Origin of the sequence: Pedobacter sp. HMWF019 (assembly GCF_003061025.1) — a bacterium.
Taxonomy (GTDB): Bacteria; Bacteroidota; Bacteroidia; order Sphingobacteriales; family Sphingobacteriaceae; genus Pedobacter.
Genome location: NZ_QAIL01000485.1, coordinates 1 through 2,548, shown reverse-complemented (window position 1 = coordinate 2,548; position 2,548 = coordinate 1). Strand labels below are relative to the sequence as shown.

General features: G+C 35.1%; 2 protein-coding genes. Both read right to left on the bottom strand.

Going from position 1 to position 2,548, the window contains the following annotated elements; genetic code table 11:
• Window positions 1-1,176 precede the first annotated feature (1,176 nt).
• On the bottom strand, window positions 1,177-1,650 hold the full coding sequence (locus DBR11_RS25210) for a DinB family protein (protein WP_108555342.1): 474 nt from the start codon (window positions 1,648-1,650) through the stop codon (window positions 1,177-1,179).
• A gap of 685 nt (window positions 1,651-2,335) precedes the next feature.
• On the bottom strand, window positions 2,336-2,548 hold a 213-nt coding region (locus tag DBR11_RS30355; protein ID WP_233260907.1), incomplete at its 5' end, for a hypothetical protein.

The following is a 2,548-nucleotide window of genomic DNA, read 5'->3' as shown; positions in this document are numbered from 1 at the left end:
TTTTTAAGGCGATTAGAGCAACCGACTTGCAAAATATTAACAAGATAAACGATTTAAATTCGTTTATCTTATGTCATTTCAACAACACATAAAAAGGTAGAAGATTCGATGTTTTTGTATTCGGGAAATTTTAGCCTTCACAATTACGTTGTATATTTCGGGGAAAGTGGTCCTTCCTCACTTTTGGTGGTAGGCTAAAAGCCTAACTAAATGTAGATAATCTCAAGCCTTTTTATAATACCTTATAAGAGTGATTTCGCAAGAGAATAAGATCTGAGTTAACTTCATGGGGAAGAACCAGCTTAAAACAAAACTACACGGCCAGTTTCAGCGTAATACCCAGATTTGGCAAAAAATCATATAAACCCCGTAGCAAGTCATCTTGGAAATAAAGATGGAAAAGAAAGTTAACAGGGTATAATAGTGCGCCCCGACTTTTCGCTTACTCCAAACTGTTAATGTATGTGTTGACTTCTGACATATAGAGATCACTGTCGATATCCTTTGTCATTTTATAAAAGCACTCAATATGGTTACAATCCCATGTTACCAATCTGGATTTTACATTAAGGTCCATGAACGTTGAATAATCTGTTGACTTGGTAACAATGTCTTTTAAACCGGAAAATAACAAAATGGAGTTAATGTCGGCTTTTTGTTAGATTCAACATACTTTTGTGCTTCATCTGGAAGCAAAACATGCTTGTTTTTATCTCCATAATTCTGTCAACAACTAGATTAGGATATTTTGATTGTTTTGCAGAAAAAGCCACGAGTTGAGTTCAACTGTGGCACTGACTTTTATTTTCTTAGTTTGATATTTCAAACCAAGTTGTTCAGGCCTTACTTGATACTGCTTAGAAGGATTAATTGCGAATGCATGAAATGAAAGAGTAAATAAAGCAAAGAGGAAGACAAGTTTTTTCATTCAGTACGTTTTTTTTATTTAACATAATCACGAGTTAGCGATAATTTGTTAAAGTTCATATCTTCGGCAATAATCCCGCCTTGCTATTTTCATTCTTTACTCATATAGCTATATCAGCAGTCCGGTGGATCGAATTTGGAGGATTGGATTGGCTCAGGAGCCTCTATCAATATCCTATCCCTGTCCCCCAATAAATATGCAGACAATTCGGGATGTTATTTAAACTTATGAATATTCCCTGCCTTAATTCATTCATTGAGTAGCAGCTTCAAATACATAAAAATCCTCCCACTGTGCTCCGCTTCATGATAATTAGCAGCTTGTAGTGCCTGAACATGATTTTTAACTTGAAATCCTATCGGCAACTCAAAGGGCTCATAGTTGACAAATAATCCGGATTTAAGATCTGATTCAAGGTGGTTAACTGTATCAATCAATAAATGTTTCACCTTATTAACATCTGGAGTAATTTTCCAGGAACCTGGAGACGATCCAATTTTAAAGGACTCCATGAATTCATTAGATATATACATTGGTAATCCGCTACGCATGTACATATGTCTCTGTTGAGAAGTAATACAATGACCAATTTGCCAAATTATATTATTGTTGAAACCCTCTGGAATTTTAAATAATATACCATCATCGCTTGTTTCCATTAAGTGCAATAGCCTAGTCCTGCTCGCTCTTAAAATTTCACATTCGAAACCTACATTAATCATTTAAATTAGTCTAAGATCTTAATAACGGAAGAGGCCGTCATATTCTCTAAAGTAAGCTTTTCGCACCAAAGTTCAAACTTTACCTCAGCACGCAATCAGCCCAATAAATACCCCACCTTCATCTTTCCTCAAACTCATCGATGTAAAATGACGCATTTCTGCAAATAAAATAATTACCTATCTTTAACAATTAACATGAAGCTTTATTTTAACCTCTAAAACTAGTTCCTATGAATTTTTGGAAAGGTTTTAATATATTTTGGATCATCTTTTTGTTGTTTTTTTCGATTGGACTACCACTTATTCTCCATTACGCAGGGGGCCATCAGCTAAGCGATTATGAGATGATTCATACATCTGCCGGCGAAGCATTCGTTTTGCTTGGCCTGGGCACGGTACTTTGGTTCATCGTATTTATTTATTACATCAAGCAATTTTTGATTAATCCTCTTTTGAAAATAAATGGCATTATTTGATGGTTTGGGCTGCTCCTAATGATTGCTTTTGCAGCAGGACTATTGGTTTATAGTTATATAAATGAAAACCATGGCTATGGTTGGCGGTATCTGTATTTTTGGCATCCTTACGTCCTAATTTCCGGCTCTTTTATTCTTTATTCAAGGTTTTTATTTGGCAATATCAATGGTATTTTTTCAAATTTTTTGGGCAGATCCGAAAAACCATATTAAAGACCTTCCCGAGGGCCATCACCACGAGGTTCAAATTTGGAAGCTATGATGGCCTTGGAAAGCTGTTTCCCAAAATCAGTTGTTTGTAATTCAACTGAAAATTTCTTAAACTCTATCTCAGCAAGTTTATGGTCTATAACACGCTGCGAAAAACAGGTATACAAAAGTTCTAATGCACAGTAAGAATCATAGTTTGATCTTATAAATTG